At 57.0% G+C, this 20,939-nt stretch carries 15 protein-coding genes; 10 read left to right on the plus strand and 5 right to left on the minus strand.

Going from position 1 to position 20,939, the window contains the following annotated elements:
* Positions 1-858: 858 nt before the first annotated feature.
* Positions 859-1,860, minus strand: coding sequence for a hypothetical protein (locus ABNT42_RS04740; protein WP_348694709.1), 1,002 nt, complete (start codon positions 1,858-1,860; stop codon positions 859-861).
* A 187-nt stretch (positions 1,861-2,047) separates the two neighbouring features.
* On the opposite strand from ABNT42_RS04740, the gene ABNT42_RS04745 reads away from it, so the two are divergent.
* The 5 genes from ABNT42_RS04745 (at position 2,048) to ABNT42_RS04765 (ending at position 7,582) form a co-directional block, all read left to right on the plus strand.
* On the plus strand, positions 2,048-3,718 hold the full coding sequence (locus ABNT42_RS04745; RefSeq protein WP_348694712.1) for a DUF3987 domain-containing protein: 1,671 nt from the start codon (positions 2,048-2,050) through the stop codon (positions 3,716-3,718).
* Positions 3,719-4,103: 385 nt separating this feature from the next.
* A complete protein-coding gene (locus ABNT42_RS04750; RefSeq protein WP_348694713.1) occupies positions 4,104-4,403 on the plus strand; it encodes a hypothetical protein in 300 nt (99 codons plus the stop codon).
* Positions 4,404-5,036: 633 nt separating this feature from the next.
* On the plus strand, positions 5,037-5,300 hold the full coding sequence (locus tag ABNT42_RS04755) for a hypothetical protein (RefSeq protein ID WP_348694715.1): 264 nt from the start codon (positions 5,037-5,039) through the stop codon (positions 5,298-5,300).
* A 1-nt stretch (position 5,301) separates the two neighbouring features.
* A complete protein-coding gene (locus ABNT42_RS04760) occupies positions 5,302-6,456 on the plus strand; it encodes a tyrosine-type recombinase/integrase (protein ID WP_348694717.1) in 1,155 nt (384 codons plus the stop codon).
* A 175-nt stretch (positions 6,457-6,631) separates the two neighbouring features.
* Positions 6,632-7,582 (plus strand): FRG domain-containing protein, encoded by a 951-nt coding sequence (locus ABNT42_RS04765; RefSeq protein ID WP_348694720.1) that lies wholly within the window; start codon positions 6,632-6,634, stop codon positions 7,580-7,582.
* A gap of 547 nt (positions 7,583-8,129) precedes the next feature.
* Here ABNT42_RS04765 and ABNT42_RS04770 read toward each other — a convergent pair.
* Complete coding sequence (locus ABNT42_RS04770) at positions 8,130-9,854, minus strand: hypothetical protein (RefSeq protein ID WP_348694721.1); 1,725 nt, start codon at positions 9,852-9,854, stop codon at positions 8,130-8,132.
* 212 nt (positions 9,855-10,066) lie between these two features.
* On the opposite strand from ABNT42_RS04770, the gene ABNT42_RS04775 reads away from it, so the two are divergent.
* Positions 10,067-11,845: a DUF885 domain-containing protein gene (locus tag ABNT42_RS04775; RefSeq protein WP_348694723.1), complete on the plus strand. Its 1,779-nt coding sequence runs from the start codon at positions 10,067-10,069 to the stop codon at positions 11,843-11,845.
* Here the strand turns inward: ABNT42_RS04775 and ABNT42_RS04780 are convergent.
* Positions 11,842-12,735, minus strand: a complete 894-nt coding sequence (locus ABNT42_RS04780; protein ID WP_348694724.1) for a PHB depolymerase family esterase — start codon at positions 12,733-12,735, stop codon at positions 11,842-11,844. The genes ABNT42_RS04775 and ABNT42_RS04780 overlap by 4 nt on opposite strands.
* Before the next feature lie 212 nt (positions 12,736-12,947).
* On the opposite strand from ABNT42_RS04780, the gene ABNT42_RS04785 reads away from it, so the two are divergent.
* Positions 12,948-13,481 (plus strand): hypothetical protein, encoded by a 534-nt coding sequence (locus tag ABNT42_RS04785; RefSeq protein WP_348694727.1) that lies wholly within the window; start codon positions 12,948-12,950, stop codon positions 13,479-13,481.
* Between the two features lie 14 nt (positions 13,482-13,495).
* Here the strand turns inward: ABNT42_RS04785 and ABNT42_RS04790 are convergent, their stop codons facing one another.
* Positions 13,496-14,377, minus strand: a complete 882-nt coding sequence (locus ABNT42_RS04790; RefSeq protein WP_348694729.1) for a hypothetical protein — start codon at positions 14,375-14,377, stop codon at positions 13,496-13,498.
* Between the two features lie 99 nt (positions 14,378-14,476).
* Positions 14,477-14,950: a cache domain-containing protein gene (locus ABNT42_RS04795; RefSeq protein ID WP_348694732.1), complete on the minus strand. Its 474-nt coding sequence runs from the start codon at positions 14,948-14,950 to the stop codon at positions 14,477-14,479.
* Positions 14,951-15,384: 434 nt separating this feature from the next.
* Between ABNT42_RS04795 and ABNT42_RS04800 the strand changes: the two genes are divergently transcribed.
* From ABNT42_RS04800 to ABNT42_RS04810, 3 genes are all read left to right on the plus strand, one after another.
* Positions 15,385-16,965, plus strand: a complete 1,581-nt coding sequence (locus ABNT42_RS04800; RefSeq protein WP_348694735.1) for an isocitrate lyase — start codon at positions 15,385-15,387, stop codon at positions 16,963-16,965.
* Positions 16,966-17,181: 216 nt separating this feature from the next.
* Positions 17,182-18,111, plus strand: coding sequence for a histone deacetylase family protein (locus tag ABNT42_RS04805; RefSeq protein ID WP_348694738.1), 930 nt, complete (start codon positions 17,182-17,184; stop codon positions 18,109-18,111).
* Positions 18,112-18,181: 70 nt separating this feature from the next.
* Positions 18,182-20,860: a bifunctional acetate--CoA ligase family protein/GNAT family N-acetyltransferase gene (locus ABNT42_RS04810; protein ID WP_348694740.1), complete on the plus strand. Its 2,679-nt coding sequence runs from the start codon at positions 18,182-18,184 to the stop codon at positions 20,858-20,860.
* The last annotated feature ends 79 nt before the right edge of the window (positions 20,861-20,939 follow it).

A 20,939-nucleotide genomic window follows, 5' to 3' on the forward strand; every position in this document is an offset into this window, starting at 1 on the left:
AACCGCCGTAGCGCAAGACACATTCCTACCTCGTCCAGTCAGCACGTTCGCCGGAAGGACTTCCTAAAAGCAACGCTCAAGTTCTCAGGAAACGATATGCGGTATCACCCGGCAATATCGGGAAGGAGGAAGAAACAACGTCGGGGACTGGCGGCGACATGGCGTCATGGCGACAAACCTGTCCCCGACTTCGCCGCCCCAACTAAGTTCAAAATTTCCAGCCCAAAATAATGGGGAATCAGCTGGATTTGCCACCTCGCTCCAACCCACTCCATTTCAGAGTTGCCCCATTCAGCCACACAGTAGCAAGGCCAATATAACAAGAAACACTGTGACAATCTGCGTAGTTCTAAGAAATCTTTAGTGATACTCTATTAGGCGCAATTGACCTTAACGTAAATTTGCAAGAAAAAAAATCCCTTGGAAACTGTCTGTCTAGGGGAGGGCTGTCTTACAGGACTACTTTTTATTAAAGGAGCATCAATGTCTAGTACCGGAGAAAAGCCAGGAATCGGCGTTTACATTTGCATCAAGTGCGGTCAAAAAGTGTTCTTAAATAACAACTCTGACAATCTGCCACCGTGTCCAAAATGTTACGGCACGGACTTCACCCCTTAACGAGTTCCGCATGTCGACCGCTAGTATCTCCCACAGGGAATCTGGCGGCCTACAATCCCAACTAATAACGTCGATACTCTATGTCGCATCAACCGGCAATATCAGGAAGAAGGGGGAAACAACGTCGGGGACTGGCGGCGACATGGCGTCATGGCGACAAACCTGTCCCCGACACTGATAGGCCTCGACCACCGTCAGGTCGCCGGGTCGCCATGTCGCCATGGCATCCCGCCCGTCCAGTTACGGCGCGCAGTCACCGGGAAATTCCTCAAATCGCTCATACTGCCGGGGTATGAAGCGTACCTCGTGCAATGTCATCCGCTCCAAGGCGTAATCATGCTTCATGATACGCGCTTGGAAAGCGGACTGCGGCAGCTCCCACTTGGACGACCCACTTGGTGCCTTAACAGCAGCCACATGGGACTTTTCCAAAAGTTTATCCAACGCCTTCCGGGCATCCTCTAAGCGCGGCAAAGCCACCGCCTTATTGTGCCGCTTGACCAAGTCAGATAGGCCAGCGGTCAACTGAGTAGCATTCGTCGCACCACACCAAGCGCTGAACGGATGCTCGCCGTCTAGCGTCTGGCATGGTTTCGGACTGCCGAAGCTGCATAGCACTTCGTTATCACCAGCTTCCTCAACTGACTTCCTCACCACCATCTTCCCCTCTGTCAGCGATAGGAAATATTTCTTGCCCTTCACAGGCTTAAAGTCCATCAGCTGCTGGGTCAGCAAAACACGCTCCAACGGCAGTCCGACCATGCGGCCACATTCGTTCACGAAGGCTGCGACCGTGGCGACAGGAATTCTCTCGCATTCGTGAACCCCGTACCCATCGCCAGCGTCGTAGGCCGGACCGCGATAGACCCGGAAATGAATTAGGCGTGACCCCACCTCATATCCCAGCAATACGATCAACTGCCGCTGTTGCCCGGCCCGTATATCTCGTCTGAACTGCGTTACCAGCGACACCACACGCACACGTAGCTGGCAATTCAAAGGGCGACTTCCCATCCGACATGACTCGGAGGATGCGCGCTCACTCTCCATCTCCCATCCATCACTTGCCAGATGCGAATAGAAGGTCTGCCGTGCACGTGGCATGGGCAGTCCCAAATCCGTCCCCCATTGATATAGGCGCGATGGGTTCCCGCCCATCAACTCGGCAAGCTCTCTTGCGAACACAATAGCCAAGCTAGGAGCCTTTTTTACTTCTGAATTAGACAAATTCGTAATCACCAAAAACGTTCTCTGAACGACTTACCTGACGCGACCCACTGAAATCCCAAGCCACCCAATACGCCCTTTAATACAAGGGAATTCTCCGTAAGATGGGAAGCGAGATAAACGCTAAAGTCCGGTTTACCAAAACGTTTTTTGGCTTAACAGGAGAGAAAAAATGCAGGAGAAACCTAGTATAAGGGAGTTGATGGAGAAGATCAAAATGCGCCAAGCGGCGCAGGCCTCTAGCGATTCCGTGGCGCAGGATAGTGCTCCTGACCAAGATGCAGCGAACGATTCCAGCGTCAGCGAGAATACCGGCGTGAAGCATATGCCCGTAGTTAATAAAGAGAAAAAGAAAAAAACCATGAAGGAGCTGGTGGCTGAGCATAGCGCGAATAAAGCGCGTCGAGCTTTGGTGCTGGCGAAGATCAAGCAACAGGAACAGCAAGAGGATGAGCCGATTGACGGCGAAGAAGACGATAGCGAACCGCTCGATACGGATGACGAGGACGACAATCAACCCCTGACGCAGCACGCTGATGCCGAATCAGTGGAGGTTGCCCAGCCCCCTGCCTTGGCTACCAGCGTTGTCCTGAACAAGAAAAAGTCCTACCCTGTCCACGCTTTTGGCAGTCTTACCGCCATCATCATGCTGATCGCCAAAGCCGTGCAGGTTGATCTGGAAATGGTCGGCTCGGCGCTGCTCGGTGTGGTCTCGGCTCTCGCGCAGTCCCTCATCAACGTATCGTCCCGTCAGACCGATTCGGGCTGCCCGGTGACGATCAATATGTTTGTGATCGCAGCATCGGGCGAACGTAAGTCTTCTACTATCGACATGATCATCAAGCCCGTCTACGCGGCCATCAGCCGCGCTGACGATGCGCGCAGCAGCATGATCATCCAAGACGTTACTGTCGATGGCATGGTAGTAGGCCTGATCGAGCGCTGCCCTGCCCAGTTCCTGCTCGCGCTGGAAGGCGCTTCGCTGCTGGGCGGTCATGCCATGTCCCGCGATAACCTAAGCCGCTTCTTGGGTAACGTGGCCTCGCTGTTCTCCGGCGAACCGCTCACCCGCACCCGCGTAGAAGAACATCACTACGCTCAGGGCCGTCGACTGAGCGTGCTGCTGTTCTGCCAGCCTATCGTGGCGATGGACTTCCTTAGCTCAGGAATGGTCATGCAGCAGGGCATGGGGAATCGCTTCCTGTACAGCCAGCCGCCATCGCTGCTTGGAACCCGTAAGCACGTCGATGTCGAACTCGATACTGAACCACTGTATCAAGAATTCTGCGCCAAAATCACGGCGCTGGCGACACACGCTTGGAAAATCAATCCAGAAACGGGCGGCATGGATACCCGTACTGTACGCATGAGTCCCGGTGCGAAAGCGGCATGGGTCGAGTTCTACAATAAGCTGGAGATGGAAGCTGGTCCCGGTGGTGATCTGGCGACGCACGCAGGTTACGTTACCCGCTTCGCAGAACAAGTCATGCGTATTGCGGCGCTGCTCGCCATCCTAGAAGATAAGAATGTCCAGGACATTAGTGAGGACATCATGCTGCGCGCAATAGACCTTGGAGACTACTACTTGAATACGGCCATGCACGTCTTCAATGTGACCCCGGCCAACAAGGATGAAGCCGACGCCAAGACCCTGCTGGAGTGGATGCAGAACAAGAGCGAAGAACTCGATCTCGCCGCCATCCCAGTTCGCATGATGTACAAGGATGGCCCACGCTGCGCTCGCCCAAGTAAGCGTACCAAGGAGCTGCTGACACTGCTGGAGGCCCGTGGCGAGGTAAGCCAATACACCGAAGTGGTCATCTACGGCGATCAAAAGCGCTCCTGCGACAACTACGCCGTCACCGCCCTGTAGGCCGCCGCGTGATAGTGGATGGTGGTGTCCGGCAGCGATAGCCGGACACCGACCATCCGCATTCCAATCCCACCAAGTAATCAGCACGGTCGATCAACGTCAGACCATCTTCCAATTGTCGCCACGTCGCCATGTAGCCCAATACAGCATCGGCCTTCTGCACGTCACTCTCCGACCGCTCGCCGGAATAGTCTCGGCGACCTTGGCGACATGGCGACACGGCGACACGGCGACGTAGCGCCCCGAATTTGTCGCCCCCGATTTTTCGCAATTTCTATGAACCAGCCCCGGCCCTGCGCCATCCCTCAGTAATTCCCCTCTCAACAACCCCGGCAACATGACGTGCGTAAGCACCGGTCATGTCTGCCTAATGTGAAAGCAATCCATGAATAATCCTAGCTACCACCAACCCGCAATGCTGTTTTCTCTCGGCCAGCTCGTCGCCACTCCCGGCGCGCTCAAAGTACTCGAAGCAAACAGTATGATCCCGATGCGCCTGATCGCACGCCATAGTATCGGCGACTGGGGCGATGTCGGCCCCGATGATGCCGAAGCCAACGATAACGCCGTCAGTTCCGGTACCCGCATCCTATCCAGCTACCGCCTCACCGACGGTACGAAAATCTGGGTTATTACGGAGGCTGACCGCTCCGCCACCACCGTCCTACTGCCCTCGGAATATTAAGCCATCTGCCGCCGAAAATGTGCTCAGCACTTTTCGGACGGCGTGCATTGATTACTCCGTGTCGCCATGTAGCCGTGTCGCCACGTCATTACCCGCTTGGGTTCGGCATCAACCGCAGAACTGGGGCGCACCGCGATAACGGTGTCGCCCGGTCGCCATGTCGCCTCGGACCCTCCCGCCATCAATGGCTGTCCAGCACCAATTCCCGAGTAGCGAACGCGTCCACTCTCAATATGCCCCACGAGGGCAACCTCAAAGGCCGGGAATAGACCGGAAAGCAGGAACAACCGCCACGTCACAAAACACCAGAATCCGCATGGATCGAGGCCAACGCTAACGCCATGCGGATTCCCCGCCTCCGATATCCAGCTCAGTTCCAAGGACTTGGAAGACTAAGTTCACAGCTACGTCAACCCGCAAGACTATTGCTTGGAATTTTTTCTTCCAGTTTATTAGACAAATTCGAAATGCAGAAGGAGATTCTGTGAACGACTTCCCTGATGCAAATTTCTCTCTATCAAGACCATCAAGAAACCCTTATTCCATAAGGATTCCCTCCGACTGCGACACTCAGTTGTAGTCAGTACAGTCCTGTCTATCAACGCATTTGTTGGTATCAACAGGAGAAGAAAAATGAATCAAATAGAGAACAAGAACGAATCCGATCCCGTGGACTGGCTTTCGCCAATTACTGAGGTACTGGCCATGTACATGCCAGATGGCGAGTTTGCCGATTCGGAATTGCCAACTGATGCAGCAGGTCGCAAAGCGATCTGCATTTTCCATAAGGGTGAATTCCTCACGATCCGCATTGGCATGCATCCCAGCGATCTGGCGCTCGACGCGCAACACACGATCACTACGAACCCAATCAACACCGTCAAGAAAGGCATCTAACATGGCAGCATCTATCAAGTGGACCAAAGCAGCGCTGGAAAAGCTGCCTGCGCACGCTCAGGGCGCAAAATCGAGCAACTATGAAATCACGGACCCGCAGACCGCAGGGCTGAAGCTGCAGGTCGGCACCACGGGCCGCAAGTTCTTCTGGTTCCGCTATACCTACCGTGGCGAGAAACTCGCTGTTCGCATCGGCGAGTTCGGCCCTATCAGCATCGAGCAAGCGCGTGCTGCGGCGCTCCAGCACCGCGCCACGCTCGACCTCGGCGGCAACCCACAAGAAGCACGCCAGCAGCAGAAGGACATGCCGCTGGTGCGAGAGTTCGCCGATGAGTATATTGCGCAGGCCAAACTGACTAAAATCACCTACAAAAATGATATCGCAAAATTCCGCGATCACGTTCTGCCTGTCATAGGGAATCTGCGCCTGTCTGATGTCTCTCCGCGCGATATCCAGTTGCTGCTGGGCAGTCTGAAGGCGACGCTGTCCCCAGCGACCGTCAACCGCGTCCACGCGTTGCTGAGTGTATTCTTCAATCTTGCCGTGTCGTGGAAGCGTATCGCACAGTCGCCCTGCGCCAATCTGAAGAAACTCAAGGAAGCCAACCGCAAAGATCACTTCATGTCGCCGGACGATATTCGTCGCATTCTGGCGGCAGCCCCGCTCGACATGAATCCGGTGGCGGCCCGTGCGATTTGCGCCTTGATTTTAACCGGCCTGCGCCGGGAAGAAATCTTGCAAAGCCGTCATGAGCACCTCGACTTGGAAAAGGGCTCGCTTTTCCTGCCCAAGACCAAAAACGGTCGCTCCCGTCACGTTGTCCTGAACGACGCAGCCATTGATGTATTTAAGAGCGCGCCGCGTCTGGACGACTCGCCGTGGATCTTCCCCGGCAAAGACCCGATGAAGCCGCTCAATAACCCGACCAAGGCATGGCATCGCATCCTCGCCGCAGCCAAGGTGGAGCGGTGCCGACTTCATGACTGCCGACATGCGTTCGCTAGCATGCTGGTCAACGAGGGGGCGTCTTTGTATCAGGTACAGCTGCTACTAGGCCATGCATCGAGCGTCACCACCCAGCGCTATGCTCACTTGGCGTCTAGCACGCTGCGAAATACGTCGCAGCTGGTATCGAATCTGGTAAATAAAGCGTAGGCGGAGAGCAAACCGAAAATGGCCACGACATGCGAATGTCGTGGCCATTTTTTTTCGCGGTGAGAAATGGGGAGAATCCAACCGTCAAGGTCAAGTATAGTTGGCTTTTACGATAAAAAATATTAGCCGGCCAGAAACAGGCCGTGGCAATTATGCTGAATAGGGTTGTTTATCCATGATCGACATTAACAATTTTTGGCAACCATTCGAGGTTCAAATTAACTCATTTAGCGATTTGGTTGAGAATATCGAACTCGTTATGGAAAAGGCCGTACGCCGCGATATTCAATTTGCTTGGCGAGGCCAAATCGACGCTGGTTGGGCCTTACACAGCTCACTATATCGGAGGGTTGCGCTTACTCGTACACAAGTAGTTGACGAAGCCAATCAACAAATGGAAGAAGCAAAAATTCTGGCAGAGCTACATCGATGGGGATTACATGCCCCATCCGGCTCTGGGCGTTTATCAATACTTCGACAGTTGGCGATGCTTCAACACTATGGCGCACCAACTAGGTTAATCGACATCACTTTCAATGCGTGGATTGCGGCTTGGTTTGCAGTTGAACCGAGATGGGCAAATGCTCAGGAAATTCACGGTGGCTGCGACGCGAGGCTATTTGCTATTGATATCACCAACCGGCTGATAAACGAGCACCCCGATAGACGTGCATGGGAAGACGATCTCAGTCGCCCTTGGAAGTCCGAGCGACCCGACGCAGTTCCATCTAAAGAGTGGACAACATCAGTATTTGCTTGGAAGCCTTCGAATCTTGATGCGCGTATTTCTGCGCAGAATGGAGGTTTTCTCTTTGGTGGAGCTCCAGCCACACAACTTCCAACAGGTGGAAAATTCCAATTTCCTAAAAGTAGAATTGCCGCCGACGGTCATTGGAAGATTAAAGAAGGACGAGAGGCATGCTGCCTTGCACTCCGTCCGCATGTCTTCGATCCTGTACATGGTGGAGTAACAGACGGAGCTCTTTACACATTCCGTATCGCCGCAGGAGCCAAGGCAGAGATTCGAAGTCGTCTTGAGAAAATGTTTGGCTATTTGCACAGGACTATCTATCCCGATTACACTGGCTTCGCCAGTTTTGGTACCCCATGGTTAAAAAGTGTGTAGCAAGTGCTACCACTATTTTTTTCCAACTGTGAGCTACAGCGCGATGGCTCGCAACCGTCGAAACATCACAGTTTCGACGGTATAGAAGGGGCAATTTATGCTGGTAGTAGCTGCAGCTTGAAAGGCGCACTGTCTGACACCTGTCTTTCCTCCTGCTAGGTAATGATAGATGCCCCAGTTCCACTCGGTTCCCTGAACGATATCCGCGACGCGTCGGAATTGCCTTGGCTAACTTCGCCTGTCTATGCCCGGTTCCTTAACTTGAAAAATACGCGCCGATTAGCACTGTCCATGAAGTGCCAAGCCACCGCGTCGCGGACCTATTAGGCGGTAGTCAGAAACTCCATACGTCAAGGACTTCCTTGACGTAATCCCGGATCGGAGTTGGGCTAGTTTCTTAGCGGACGCAGCAAGGGCCACGCTGACGCATTCAGTAGAGCCTCGTTTTGAAAATCCTTGTGTCGGTGGTTCGATTCCGCCCCGGGCCACCAAGAATTCAGCAAAAACGCCACCTTCGGGTGGCGTTTTTGTTTCTGCAATCCTCCGGCTAAATCCCGAAAGCCTTTAAGCAGGCGTCAAGTAGCACCTCCAGCGGATTATGCTTCTGCCCATCCGGTCGCACATTGCGCGGCACTTCCTCATACAGGTAATAGGCATCCTGTCCGCCAAATTTATCTTGCAGCAGTGACTGCCGGCCCCTCAGATAGGGCACAAAAGGCTCTGCGCGCACGGTGGAATACTGGGCATTAGCGCTAAATCCCAGAGTTGCATCCTGACTAATGGTACGGTCACTAGCCGCCTTCTCTAGGCGCACGCCACGGCAGCCTTTGACGACCAGTGTTACCGGGCCTTCAAAGGCAAGGTAACGCAACTGCAGCGTCAGCCATGCATGCAGAGTTCCCAGTCGCCAATGGCTACGGATTTTCGGACGATGTCCGATCGGGTACATCATCCCGATCAGCCCGCGTGGCTGCAGCACAAAAGCCTCGCCAGAGCCAATTTCCAGCAGTGCGACTTCATCAAGTGCGTCACTGGTCGACGACACCACGATATCCGCAGATTGTGCGGTACGCAGACGCTTTAGCAGCCACAGATGCGCGGCAATACTTGTCAGCCAGCGCCCCCAGTCGAATAGCAATTTGGTGCTGGCCTGCACGCCCACAGGCTGGCTTTGACAGTAGTCCGGCCGGATGAGCATTTCACATTCTGGCGCCAAGGAGATCGTCCGCGATACCGCCGAAATTAGTGAACTATCGTGCCCGGAGCGCTGCTTAGCATAGGCGGCCGCTCCGGTACTCGTACTACGGCGGATGACAATGGCAGGTCTGCTCGCGGCAAACGGAGCCAGCACATAATAAAAGAGCGCGCGTATAGCGACCGGAACCAGCCACCAACTGACCAGTACGAATAGGGCCAGTGGCAACACTGGGCGCACGGTCTGATACGAGTGCCACAGCAGGTTCTTCTCCGCCCATTGCTCAGCCTCCATCAGCCGTTTTTGAAGCGGCGCGCTAGCTTGCGCGAGGCGCTGCTCATTAATGCGGAACTCATTCAGCGCAGCGGGCAGTGGTAAGCGGGCTAGCAACTGTTTTTGTGCCCGATAGTCCTGGTGAGCACGGTGATTGGCCACTTTAAGTTCTTTCAGTTCGGCCGTCAGTTGCCCCACTTGCTGATGCTTGCGCGTAAATGGGATTTTTCCCAACACGCCTGCATCCACTTCAATTTTACTCAGTTGCTGCTCTGCGCTCTGGATGGCCGTATAAATTCGTACATGTTCGAGGCGGAGCCGTTCGAGTTTTTCAAGTTCTACCTGCCGGTCGCCTAACAAAACAAGATGGGTACGCAAAGCCACCAGATATGCTCTAGTCTGACTGCGTATCTCGATTTCAACGCCAAGTGCAGCCTTCCGCTGCAGTTCTTCCACTACCCCACTGGGGCGCTTAAATATACCAGTGCCTACCGATATACCCTCCTGCTTACGGTGCAAACGCTCGATGTCTGCCTCCAGAATGCGGATTTCCCCATCAAGTTGCTGAACGCCGGCCTTGGACATGCGCTTTACCCGCCCTGTCATTTCTTCCGCTAGGGCCATCTGATGCGCACCGACACTTGCTGCCGCAATCTGCAGCTCCGGAAGTTCGCTCGCAACTCTCTGGGCGTGGTCCCATTCGCTCCCTATCATCTTCCCCGCGACGAGAACAAGCACAATAAGTAAGAATGCGATCAGATTGCGTCGAACGGTTCCGAACACTGCTGCAAGAAATTGACCCATTGGGCATCACCAAACATGAGAAGACTGCAAAATTGGTAGAACGCAAACTAGCGAAAAGAAGGATATGCGGTAACCATTAAGAGTAAAAGAAATGTTGCGCCTATAGCAAATTTAAATTTCCTGCAGATATCTCCCTCTGGGATGCGCCCCGACGCCTGAGATATGGCATCGACCGTGCTATTCTTGCACGGCTAAAATTTCTCGAGGACACCATGCGCCCTAATCTCCCGCTGCTGCTGTGCACTCTGCTGTGCGCCGCCATCCCTGCCATCGCTCAGGTCAAAACTCCGGCCACGCCGGAAAAGATGAACCAGCTCTATGCCCAGTACTGGGAAGACTATCTGCGCGAGAACCCGATTGCCGCCACCTACAACGGCGACCAGCGCTACAACCATCTGTTCGGCCCGCTGACAGCGGCCGAAGCCCACGCCCAGAGCCGCGCACTGGCGGAAAAATATCTGGCGCTGAGCGCGGCCTACGATCCCGCCACCCTGCCGGCCGAAGACCGCATCAGCTACGATCTGCTGCGCTATCGCCTGCAGCAGGTGCTCGATGGCCTGCGCTTCCCGACTGACCTGATGCCTGTCGACCAGTTCTCCGGCCTGCACCTGAGCATGGCGCAACTGGGTTCGGGCAGTTCGGCCCAGCCCTTCCAGACGGTGCAGGACTATGACAACTGGCTGCAGCGTGCATCCGGCTACGCTCCCGCCGTCGAGCATCTGATGGTCGATATGCGCAAAGGCATCGCACAGGGCGTGGTCATGCCTAAAGCACTGATCCAGCGCGTGCTGCCGCAATTAGAAAACGTCGGCAGCGACAATCTGGACACCAGCACCTATATGGGGCCGGTGAAGAAATTCCCGTCCTCGTTCAGTGCCGCCGACAAGGAACGCCTGACGACCGCCTACGGCAAGCTGGTACGCGAACAGCTGGCACCGGCCAACCGCAAGCTGCTCAGCTTCATGCGCGACACCTATCTGCCGGCGGGACGCGACACGGCCGGCATCGGTGCCCTGCCCGGCGGGCAGGAATGGTATGCATTCCTCGCGCGCCGCTCCACCACCACCGAACTGACGCCCGCCCAGATCCACGACATCGGTCTGAGCGAAGTGGCGCGCATCCGTGCCCAGTTCGAAATCGCCAAGGAAAAGGTTGGCTTCAAGGGCACACTCAAGGAATTCTTCCAGCATCTGAACACGGCACCGGAACTGCGCTTCAAAACCCGCGAGGAAATTCAGGCTGCCTATGAAGCGATCCGCCCGAAAGTCGAGGCCAAACAGAACCTGCTGTTTGCCCACCTGCCCAAAGCGCCATTCGAAATCCGCCCGGTCGAAGGCTATCGCGAAGTCAGTGCTGCACCGGCTTCCTACCAGCGCGGCTCGGTCGATGGCAAACGTCCCGGCGTGTTCTACTTCAACGCCTACAAACCGGAGACGCGCACCCGCTTCACCACCAATGCCTTCTTCCTGCACGAAGCCATCCCCGGCCACCATTTCGAGCGCAGTCTGGCGCAGGAAACGGCCGGTCTGCCGGACTTCCGCCGCTTCGGCGCCAGCACGGCCTTCTCCGAAGGCTGGGGCCTGTACAGCGAAATGCTGGGGCAGGAGATCGGCATGTATGACGATCCGTGGCAATGGGTGGGTCGCCTGACGGCGGAAATCTGGCGCGGCGTGCGGCTGGTGGTGGATACCGGCATCCACTCCAAAGGCTGGACGCGCGAGCAGGCCATCGCCTACTTCAAGGACAACGTGCCGCAGGATGAAGTGACGGCCGTGCAGGAAGTGGAGCGCTACATCGCCGTACCGGGTCAGGCGCTCAGCTACAAGATCGGCGAACTGAAACTGCGCGAACTGCGTAGCCGTGCCGAGACCAAACTGGGCAAGAAGTTCGACCTGCGCGCCTTCCACAACGAAGTGCTATCGCACGGCTCGGTGCCGCTGGACGTACTCGAGGGTGCGGTGAATCGCTGGATCGCCGCCCAGCTGAACTAGGGCTGGCTGGCGCTTGCGCTAAAGAAGCGCCAGATCTCGCGGGTGGCATCGATCGGCGCGGCAGGGCCGGGCCAGCTATGGCCGCCCGTGTCGGTGCTGCATAACTGCACACGGACACCGGCGGCACAGTCGCCATACGCCACACAGCTGGCACCCACCACCTGCAGCACCGGCTGCGCCGCACTGTGGCACTGGTCGCGCAGCACCCAGCGCGCCACCGTCTGCGGCACGGAGACGAACTCCATCACGCTGCGCCGGTCACGGAACGCGTTGGGCCCGGCACCGCCCGCGTACAGCACATGGTCATCGTCTCGCGCATGGATGTGCAGCACAGAGACGGGACGGGACGGCTGACAGTGCGCGCTGGCATCCGTACCGGCCACCGAAGCAACGGCGCGAAACAGATCGGCCGCATCGCAGGCCAGTCGGTGCGCCATCATGCCGCCATTGCTCATGCCAGTGGCAAAAACCCGCGCGCTATCGATGCGGTAGCGCCCTGCCAGTTCCGCCACCACGGCACGCAGAAAAGCCACATCATCCACTGTCTGATCGCGCGCATAGCCGCAGCATCCCCCCGCATTCCAGGTTGCCAGCCGCCCTCCGGGCAAGCGGCTGGCGCCATTCGGGAACGCCACGATAAAACCACCCTGATCAGCTTCACGCTGCCAACCGTAGCGACTATCATCGGCCATCAGTCCGGCATGGCCGCCGCCGCCATGCAGGGCTAACACCAGCGGTAAAGGACGCGCCGAACCATCACCGGCAGGCAGATGAACTAGCACTTTGCGCCCCTGCACCCGCAGCTCCTGCAGGCTAGTCTCACCCGCCGAACCGAGAATTGCAGCTTCGGCCCTCAGCCCTTTGGCTGGCTGCTCTACTTGTGCTAGCACAGGCAACGGCAACTGAGTCAACAGCATTAACGGCAAAACCAGCATTCGACGCTGCAGCAATGCAGGCTTACGCTTTCCATCAGATTTCATTATCCACGTCATAAAACACCAGCCCAGTCTTTGCGCAAACACAAAAGTAGTTGATACCACCCTTGTAAAATCTACCATATTCACAGCCTTATGCCAGCAGCTCTATCTTTTGAGAATTCATCATGCGTCTGCCATTGCCCCTGCTGATTTTGCCCTGCATGCTATGGTTACAGCCGGCGAAGGCTGGAACCCAGGTGCTCGGGGTCGAGATTGGCGTCACCACCAGCGAGGAGCTGTCCAACAGTCTGTCCCGTAGCACCGACCTCAGCGAGCGCGGCATCAATAAATATAGTGGCGGAAAGATGCTGGCAAGCGATGGCTCTGCATACCAGATCGAGGGACTCACGGAAGTCTTGTATATCTTCGATAGTACGGGCAAGCTGGCCGGGGTCATTATGGAGATGGACAAGGAGCGCTTTGCCTCTGTCTATCAATACTTGCAGTCGAAGTACAAAGTCAGGGCTACTCGACTGCCTTATGTAGGCGATCAGTTCGCGCGCTTCGAGCCGGCCGACGCGATCATCGAACTAGACGCGCCCCACCTGAGCTTCACTATGCAGCTCCGTTATATACGCAATGACCTTTCACAGAAATACAAAACCGATAACGCCGCCGAGCGAGCTGCCAAGAAAAAGGCTGAGTCAGCGCAGTTCTAGCCCAGTCGCGCACCCTACTCCGGCACATACCAGTAGGCCTTATTGTCTAGCGGCGTCAGTGGCGAAAGTTCGGGATTGTCCAGCCTGAAGATGCGCCGCTTGCGCAGACCGGACTGTTCTATCAGTCCGTCATAGAACTGGTGGAATAACTGGTCATAGCGACCGTCGGCAACGAGCCGCTGCAGGCCGTATTCGAGCCGCTGCGCCAGCCGCTGCTGCTGCCCGCCGATAAAGAAATAGCGCGGCGCTGGAATATATAGAGCAAAGCTGCGCTCGACCGTCAGCGTGGGAAATTCCTGCACATAGGCGGCCTGCTCGTAGATGGCTTCGTCGATGGCACGGGGGAAATGCTGGAAGCGCCCTGCTGCCAGCATGTGATGCAGCCCCAGCGTGCTATTGGTTTCCACCAGCGGCAGGCCGGCCTGGCGGTAGATGCCAGTGGAACTCCACTGGCGCCCCGCCCCTAAGCTGTACTGTTTGAGATCGTCCAGCGTACGCACCGCGCTGAACAGATTTTGCTTGCGGCCGTCGATCAGAGAAATCCGATAACAGGACAACCCTTTATCGAGTGGAATGCGGATCGGTATCAGCTTGGTTTCCCACTCGGCCGATGTGACCTGCCCGCTCAGATTCACATTGCTGCCCTTGAGCATTTCCTGCAGCAAGCGTTCGCGCTCCATGTGCAGAGCTGACACTTTCAGCTCGTAGTCACCGTAACGGCTGCGCGACGCTTCCAGCGCCGCATTCAGCAGGCGCATCACGTGACTATTGTTAAAGTGGGATTTGCTGGAGTTCATGTCGATGATGTACACATCGGCCGCGCACGCCTGCCCCTGCAGGCCCGCCAGCGCCAGCACCACCCAAGCCCACGTCAGCCACCACCGGTCTTGCTGCAAGTCATCCCCCTCAGCCATGGCACCGGACGCTGCGGGTTAGCGTCCATGCCCGAGGGTGATTATAGAGTTATTTACTTCCGGTATAGCCAGAACTATGCCTTAGTTACCTTCGTAGATGCCGACACACACCATGGTGTTGGCAGCACCCTGCGCGCAATAGGATTTTTTCAGGTCATAGCTATTGGTCGCTGCATTATTGAACTTGTAGGGTCCATACCAGCCTTTGCCTTTGCTCTTGACCATATCGATCATGTCCTTGATGAACGGTTTGCCGTCCACATCCTTCATGATGTACAGGTTCTTGCCCACCATTTTGGGATTGGCACCCTGCGCCAGACAGTTGCCTTCGTAGTCATATACGAACACATACATGTCCTTGTCCTTGAACGCACCATTCGGATGCTCGGTAAAGCTCTTGTAGGCCTTGTCCGGCCCCGCCGATTTCACCAGCGCCACCGCCTGCTGCACCATGGCTTCCGCTTCGGCCGTAGTGCCATGCGCTTCAGCGGCCTGCACATTGGCCAGCCAACCGCACTGCAACATCAGAACCCCTGCCAGCACGCTCTTATTCATCACTATCTCCTTTAAAGTCTCCCCGCACTAACGACCTTACGCCGACCGTCAGAACTAATCAATGACATAAGGCAAGACAACGTCGCGCCATTCAGACACCATTTCCCACGATGCGAAACGGCACTCTCACATTGCAGAATTGAGGTCGCAAAAAAACCACAGAATTCATCCCATCCGATAAAAAGTCATTCCACATCATAAAAATTAAATGATAAGTCATTGAAATTGAACAGATAAAATTAAGTTATATGTCTTATATAAGACATGCCACTCAGCGAAAAAAGGACTATGATTATTCCATCGAACTTCGCTTTTTATAGAAAGTTTTCAACGCATTATTTACTTACCGCCGGCCCCAGTGAACCGCACTACCTACACTCCCGGCACCCGTTTTTGAATCTTTATTATTCTGTTTAACTGCCAAGGAAATCATCATGTCCCAATACCAAGACGACATCCAAGCCGTTGCTGCACTGAAGCAAAAAGAAGGTAGTGCATGGAACGCCATCAATCCTGAATCGGCTGCCCGTATGCGCGCTCAGAACCGTTTCAAAACCGGTCTGGACATCGCCAAGTACACGGCCAAAATCATGCGCGCCGACATGGCTGCCTACGATGCCGATCCAGCCAAGTACACCCAGTCGCTGGGTTGCTGGCACGGTTTCATCGGTCAGCAGAAGATGATTTCGATCAAGAAGCACTTCAACAGCACCGAACGCCGCTACCTCTACCTGTCGGGCTGGATGGTTGCCGCGCTGCGCTCGGAATTCGGTCCGCTGCCAGACCAGTCGATGCACGAAAAAACCGCCGTATCGGCCCTGATCAAAGAGCTGTACACCTTCCTGCGTCAGGCTGACGCACGTGAACTGGGCGGCCTGTTCCGTCAACTGGACGCTGCCGAAGGCGCTGCCAAAGCGGCGATTCAGGAAAAAATCGACAACCACGTGACCCACGTTGTACCTATCATCGCCGACATCGACGCCGGTTTCGGTAACGCTGAAGCAACCTACCTGCTGGCCAAGCAGTTCATCGAAGCAGGTGCCTGCTGCATCCAGATCGAAAACCAGGTGTCGGACGAGAAGCAATGCGGTCACCAGGACGGTAAAGTCACCGTGCCACACGAAGACTTCCTGGCCAAGATCCGCGCGATCCGTTACGCCTTCCTGGAACTGGGCGTGGACGACGGCATCATCGTCGCCCGTACCGACTCGCTGGGTGCCGGCCTGACCAAACAGATCGCTGTGACCAAGCAGCCAGGCGACCTGGGCGACCAGTACAACTCCTTCCTCGATTGCGAAGAAGTGTCGGCTGACGCTCTGGGCAACGGCGACGTGATCATCAAACGCGAAGGCAAACTGCTGCGTCCTAAGCGTCTGCCATCGAACCTGTTCCAGTTCCGTTCCGGCACCGGCGAAGCGCGCTGCGTACTGGACTGCATCACCTCGCTGCAGAACGGTGCCGACCTGCTGTGGATCGAAACGGAAAAACCACATATCGCCCAGATCGGCGGCATGGTCAGCGAAATCCGTAAAGTGATCCCTAACGCCAAGCTGGTGTACAACAACAGCCCATCGTTCAACTGGACCCTGAACTTCCGTCAGCAAGCTTACGACCGCATGAAAGCGGAAGGCAAAGACGTCTCGTCCTACGAGCGCAGCCAGCTGATGAGCGTGGAATACGACAACACCGAACTGGCCAAAGAAGCTGACGAGAAAATCCGCACCTTCCAGGCGGATGCAGCCCGCGAAGCCGGCATCTTCCACCACCTGATCACGCTGCCGACCTACCACACGGCTGCGCTGTCGACCGACAATCTGGCCAAAGAATACTTCGGCGACCAGGGTATGCTCGGTTATGTGGCTGGCGTACAACGTAAGGAAATCCGTCAGGGTATCGCTTGCGTAAAACACCAGAACATGTCCGGTTCCGACATCGGCGACGACCACAAAGACTACTTCAGCGGCGAAGCAGCCCTGAAAGCAGCAGGTAAAGACAACACGATGAACCAGTTCTAAGGTCATCATGCTGGACTAGAAAACCGGGCTCTGTTTCTTGCAGAGCCCGGTTTTTTTTCGCCTGTACACAGCGACGTTATATCGCTCATGTATCTTTGATATAGATCAACGAAATACTTGATCTTGCTCATTACACTGAATTGACTTCGTTAGGTTTCACCCACCGACCACGTGCGTCATGTAGCGCGTGCCTGTAACGCTTACCCACGTTTGACGATGCTGCCAGTTTATATTTCCCACCCCGATTGCCTGAAACACTCGATGGGCGATCAACACCCCGAATGCCCCGAACGCATCGGCGCGGTCAACGACATGCTGCTGATCAAGGGCCTGCTCGATTTCATGCAACCAATGGACGCCCCGCTGGCGACCGAAAAACAGCTGGCGCAAGCACACGCCAGCCTGTACATCCACGAGCTGGCGGCCCAGTCGCCCAAGGAAGGCTCGGTGCAGGTCGACCCTGACACCAGCATGAATCAATACAGCTATCAGGCCGCCCTGCGCGCAGCCGGTGCCGCCGTGATGGCCACCGACATGGTGCTGACCAAGGGCGCCGGTACAGCTTTCTGCAATGTGCGCCCGCCCGGCCACCATGCCGAGTACAGCGCGGCGGGCGGTTTCTGCTTTTTTAACAACGTTGCCGTCGGCATCCGTCATGCGCTCAATGTGCATGGGCTGGAACGGGTGGCGCTGGTGGATTTCGACGTCCACCACGGTAACGGCAGCGAAGACATCCTGCACGACGACGAGCGTGTGCTGATGTGCTCCATCTTCGAAGACAAGCTGTATCCGTTCTGCGGCAACGTGCCGCGCGGGCCGAATATGGTCAACGTGGCACTGCCGGCCCGCTCGGGCAGCGATGCGCTGCGTCAGGCCGTACTGGAGAAATGGATACCCGCGCTGGATCAATTCCGGCCCCAGCTGATTTTCATTTCGGCCGGCTTCGATGGCCACCGCGATGACGACATGGGCAACCTCGGTCTGGTGGAAGCGGACTACGCGTGGATCACCAAACAGATCGTTGCCGTAGCGCAGCGCCACTGTCAGGGCCGTATCGTGTCCTGTCTGGAAGGTGGATATGTGATGTCCTCGCTGGCGCGCAGCGCCGCCGCCCACGTGAAAGTTTTGCTCGGAATGGACGACTGAACCCGATCAATGCTATTGTCGGCAGCGCTTACCCGGCGCTAGCCGATCTCCCACACTGCCGATCACGCTCATGGAAACCCACTACCTCACCCCCCTGTTCTCGCCCCAGTCCATCGTTGTTTTTGCCGGCAAGCCGGACCAGCCGGACACCCAGACCAGTTATGGCCGCTCAATTAGCGCCCAGCTGGAACAGGGCGGCTTCAAGGGTCCCGTGACGTATCTGGATGTGGGCATGACGGGCACGCTGGCCGATCTGGCCCATTCGCGCGCCGATCTGGCCGTGATCGCCCTGCCCACGGAAGAACTGTGCTTTGCACTGGAAGTGGCGGGACGCATCCAGTGCCGTGCCGCGCTGATCCTGTCGGCCGGCGTCGATAGCACGCTGGCGCGCGAACTGCACAATATCGCCCGCAAACACGGCATCCACCTGCTGGGACCGAACTGTCTGGGCTACCAGCGTCCGCGCCTGAACATCAATGCCAGCGTGGCCGGCCAGCTGGCCCAGCCGGGCAGTCTGGCGCTGATTTCCCAATCGGGTGCGCTGACCTCGGCGATTCTGGACTGGGGTAACAAGAATGCCGTGGGCTTCTCCACCGTCGTCTCGCTGGGCGCCAATACGGCAGTCGATCTGGCGCAGACGCTGGACTTCCTTGCCACCGATCCGGCCACCCAGAGTATCGTCATCTACATGGAAGGCGTGACCAATGCACGGCGCTTCCTGTCGGCCCTGCGCGGCGCGGCCAATACCAAGCCGGTGGTGGTACTCAAAGCGGGCAATGCCTCGGCCGCCTCGGCCGCCGCCCTGACTCACTCGGGCTCCATCGTCGCCTCCGACGACATTTTCGATTCCGCCCTGCGCCGCACCGGTGCTGTACGCGTAAAGTCCTTCGTGCAGCTGTTTGCGGCGGCCAAATGTCTGGCCTCGCGCTACCGTCCGGTGGGCCCGCGTCTGGCCATCGTCACCAATGGCGGCGGCCCTGGCGTGCTGGCAGCCGACTGGATCGACGAACTGGATCTGAAACTGGCCCGCCTGTCGGACGAAGCGGCGCGCACGCTGATGCCCATCCTGCCGGCCAATGCCACTCTGTCGAATCTGCTCGACCTGTCGGAAGATGCCGACGCCGATGCCTTCTGCGCTGCGATACAGGCTTGCGCACGCGATAGCGCAGTCGATGGCGTGCTGGTGATCTATTCGCCCAAACTGGGCGGCGATCCGGCCGGCGTGGCACGCGCCGTCAGCGCCATGAATGCAGGGCTGGGCAAGCCCCTCTTGACCTGCTGGATGGGCGACGAACAGGTATCCGAAGCACGCCAGATCATCAACACGGCCGGTGTGGCCACCTTCCGCACGCCGGAAGCGGCGGTGGATGGCTTCAGCAATATCGCCTCGTTCTACCAGAACCAGCAGCTGCTGCACCAGACCCCGCCACCGCTGTCGCAACTGGCCAAGCCCGATCTGGATGGCGCCCGCCTGCTGATCGAAGGCGTGCTGGCCGAACGCCGCAAAGTGCTGACGGAGATGGAATCGAAAGCCCTGCTAGCGGCCTTCCATATCCCGATCACCCAGACCATCCTCGCGCGCACGGCCAGCGAAGCCATGCTGATTTCCAGCCAGCTTGGTTATCCGGTAGCGCTGAAAATCGATTCGCCCGATATCCCGCACAAGTCCGATGTGCAGGGTGTGGTGCTGAATGTCCAGAATGCCGCCGCCGTGCGCGACGCCTTCAGTGACATGATGGCCACCGTACGCCGGCTGCAGCCGGATGCCCGCATCAACAGCGTCACCATCCAGAAGATGGCCGGCAAGCGCCATGGCCGCGAACTGTATATCGGCGTGGTGACGGACCACCTGTTCGGCCCCGCCATCAGCTTCGGCGCAGGCGGCACCATGATAGAACTGATCAACGACCGCGCAGTAGAACTGCCGCCACTCAATCTGTTCCTCGCCCAGCGCCTGATCGACCGCGTACGCACCGCCGAAACACTGGGCGAATGGCGCGGTGCGCCACCGGCCCAGCGCGAAGCTATCGAACAGATGCTGCTACGGGTGTCGGAAATGGTGTGCGAACTGCCACAGCTGCGCGAGATGGACATCAACCCGCTGATCGTCGATGAAAACGGTGCGCTGGCGGTGGATGCCCGCATCGTGGTTGATGCCGCGCCGCCTTCGGCCAGCGACTACGACCATCTGGCCATCCTGCCTTACCCGTCCAACTACACGCAGGAATGGCCGATGCGCGGCGGTGGCCAGTACACCCTGCGCCCTGTGCAGCCGGACGATGCCTCCATGCTGCAGGATCTGGTACGGGGACTGTCGGAAAAGTCGCGCTACTACCGCTTCGCGTCCTCGCTGCGCGAACTGTCCGTGCCGATGCTGGCCAAGTACACGCTGATCGACTACGACCGCGAAATGGCGCTGGTGGCCGTGCAGACCACCCGCACGCCGGGCGAAGATGGCGAATTCACCGAGACTTCGCACATCATCGGTGTATCGCGCTACATCGCCAACCCCGACCACAGCACCTGCGAATTCTCGCTGCTGGTGGATGACCGCTACAGCGGCCAGGGTCTAGGCACGCGCCTGATGCTGGCCATCATGGACGTGGCGCGCGACAAAGGGCTGACGGAAATCGACGGTCTGGTGCTGGTCAAGAACACCGGTATGCTGAAGCTGATGGCGAGTCTTGGCTTCCAGATCCAGCCGTATCCGGAAGATCCGGACTTCCGCCTGTGCAGTAAAGCGCTGTAAGCGCGCCCCTGCGGTGCCCGCCCTTGCGGGCACCGTCAGCAGCCTTCGTCAAATCCGTGGATAATCCCCGCTCAACAGT

The sequence above is a fragment of the Duganella fentianensis genome (assembly GCF_964031615.1).
Taxonomy (GTDB): Bacteria; Pseudomonadota; Gammaproteobacteria; order Burkholderiales; family Burkholderiaceae_D; genus Rugamonas; species Rugamonas fentianensis_A.